3 protein-coding genes are annotated in these 2844 nt (G+C 44.1%); all 3 read right to left on the bottom strand.

The genetic code is table 11. The features are described from left to right. Positions 1-171: 171 nt before the first annotated feature. Positions 172-783: a cation efflux transmembrane domain-containing protein gene (locus tag EOE65_RS17825; RefSeq protein WP_127696259.1), complete on the bottom strand. Its 612-nt coding sequence runs from the start codon at positions 781-783 to the stop codon at positions 172-174. Positions 784-915: 132 nt separating this feature from the next. Next, positions 916-1497: a hypothetical protein gene (locus tag EOE65_RS17820; RefSeq protein WP_127696257.1), complete on the bottom strand. Its 582-nt coding sequence runs from the start codon at positions 1495-1497 to the stop codon at positions 916-918. A 107-nt stretch (positions 1498-1604) separates the two neighbouring features. After that, positions 1605-2750 (bottom strand): AAA family ATPase, encoded by a 1146-nt coding sequence (locus EOE65_RS17815; RefSeq protein WP_206052714.1) that lies wholly within the window; start codon positions 2748-2750, stop codon positions 1605-1607. Positions 2751-2844 lie beyond the last annotated feature (94 nt).

Raw genomic sequence — 2844 nt, 5'->3', positions numbered from 1 at the left:
TCAGCTTAACAGCTTTAGACTTGAACTCATTGCTGTACTGTCGCGTCTTCTTTGGATTTTTATATGCTGGCACTGAACACCTCAACTCAATTAGATTGAGGTGTCCACTAAACCGGGGGAACTACAGTCCACTAAACCGGGGGAACTACACCGTCCCTCTGCAGCGCTTTGTTAGGCGCGATTTCCTGATTTCTGAGTTTGGTCCGCATCTTGTAGTATTTTTATACCGCCACGAATCACCACGATTGATATTATTGTTCCCACAATTAGGTCGGGATAGCGACTGCCAACGATGGCAACAAGAACACCAGATATAATTACCCCCAAGTTGGCAATGACATCATTTGTTGAAAATATCCACGAAGCGCGCATGTGTACGCCGCTATCTTTGTGCTTGGAAATGAGAATTAAACAAATGATGTTTGCCAGGAGGGCAACCGCACCGACAACAATGATAAGAGTGCTTTGAGGTTCACTGCCAAAAACCATACGCCTGATCACTTCGAATAAAACGCCAAGCCCCAAAATTATTTGTAGGTAACCGCTCACTCTAGCCGCCTTTGCTTGCTTCACGACTCCTTTCCCAACTGCATATAGTGACAGACCATAGACAGTAGCATCAGCTAGCATATCTAGCGAGTCAGCGATAAGCCCGGTAGATTGCGCCAACCAGCCCAGCGTTAATTCAGTAACAAACATAAATGCATTGATAGATAACAGAATGATGAGAGTTTTCTTTTCCAGACTCTCCGCTTGTTCTGCCCCACAACCACAATCTGACATATTTTCTCCTACTTCAGTAAGGCGCCTAACGCTTCGCATCACCGGCAGCAAAAAGCAGAGCGACGAAGGAGCGGCGCTTTTTGCTGTCCGAGTGCATGCGATTGTTAGGCTTTTTCATTATTGCTCGATAGCTTACAGGGCATTTGCATCAAGAGCTTCCCGCTCATTGTCGCATTTCTCCGAGTTACTAAACTCATACTGAATGTAAACTGCGCCTTTCTCGTGGCCAAGGCCAGCGGCAACCAAGATTATGGATTTCAAATTGTCTGTAAGGTCAGATTGTTCTTCGGCATCCCAAAAAGCACGAAGGTATCTTTCATTCTTGGTTAAGCCCGCCATAAAATCTTCTGGCTCATCCCAAATGCTGCCCGGCATAAGGAAGTCTTGGGTTTTGTGCTTTCCATATTTTTTAGTCAATGCATCCTTTAAAGCATTAAATTTGTCTTTTAGCGCGAACCCATAACGATTTGTGGAGATCGTATCGCTTATTGCTTTAATGACACAGAGGCCGTTCTTATCACCAACTTGCATCACATAGGTTTTGAATTGACTGCTAGGCGTGGGCACACTTTCCGTTGTATACATGAACGGAGTTCCCGTGCCTTCCAGTCCTTTAATTTGTGACTTTGGCATACCCATTGAAAGCCCAAACGGACCGGCTTGCGCCAAGGTGCTTGCAGCAAGAAAAGCGGCTGCGGTAATTATCTTCTTCATTTTTCCTCTCCTTACTTTGAAGCCTAACGCCGCCATAAAAGGCGCGGCTTTAGCCGCGTCCAGTGGAGCGTAGCGGAACGATTTTTGATGGCCTTGTTAGTTGCGAATTACCGTGAAAAATCACGTTTCACCACCTTTTGATGTGCTGAATCCTTGTAGAGCACCAACTTTATACACATCAGGTACCTTGGATCTCTCACTGCGTATGTATTTGCTGAGTTATTGTAGATTAGCAGTGGGTTGCTACCTTTCGAGAGTTCTCCCAGTATTGAGCCGATCCCCATATTCGTTTCTGGTATTGTTCCTGGGAATTCTTTGCGAATAAGACCATCAATGACTGACGAGTCGAATTGGTGACTGCTGACTTTGGCGACGCAATAAATCACTTGGTTTCGCCTTGCCACAGCCGTCTGTCTACTATTCAAATGTCCTTCAACGACTTGATAGCACTGTCTAAGACTTTGATAAAGCCAATCCTCGTCAGCCTGCCTCAGTAAGCTAGGGTCATACTTCCATCCATTCTCTTCAATGGCATAAGCCAACATTTCACAATACTCATGAACTCGTTGAGCAATACCCAGCGTTACAGAGTAAACATGCTTTGCTAGCTCATCTAGTGTGCCCGTGGTAATAAGAATTTCAAGCTGTGAAAATCCCTTTTCGATTATTTTATTTACTTGGTTTTCGTCGAGTCCAGAAACCTTGTCAATTTCATTTATACGGTTTGCAACAGACTCAGAGTTTTTCGTTTCTCTGAAATACTGCAAAACACCATAGGGTATTCCCACAATCAGGATGTTGATATTGAAAGCCGCATATCTTGAATCATCTAAAAGAATAAGAATGTCAGCCAATTCCGTCATTAAATCTTCTGAGTTTAAAATTGATTCTAGGTTGTCTAGAACAATAATTTTTTTCTGAGGAACAGTGCTATGAAAAAGCCGAAAAGCCTCAAGTAAGGGCTCCTCCTGTACAATGTCGAAGCTACCTTTATGCTTGACATCCGCTTTTGCAAAATACGCACTGATCCCCGCCGCCTTTTCCTCATCGAAGCCAAGCTTTCTTACAGTTCCTGGCTCTACAATACAATTACAAATCTCTTGAGTAATTGAATTAAGGCGAGATGCATTTGCGCAGTTGGCTACAATAAAAGGGGTGTTGTTTTCTCTCAGAACATTTTTGTAGAGCCATGACTTACCGTTACCACTCTCCCCATATAGGGAACATGCGATTAAGTCCCTAGCATGAGACAATAACCCCCTCATTCCCATTGGAAGCCATCATCTCATGAGCCAGCAACTGTCTTTCTCTGATAGCGAGTTTACCAGCAAACGCCGTAAAACCCGC

It is taken from the genome of Neptunomonas marina, from assembly GCF_004005935.1.
In the GTDB taxonomy this organism is placed as follows: Bacteria; Pseudomonadota; Gammaproteobacteria; order Pseudomonadales; family Balneatricaceae; genus Neptunomonas; species Neptunomonas marina.
Note: the sequence above shows the minus strand (reverse complement) of the source record. Positions and strands in the feature narration are given on the sequence as shown.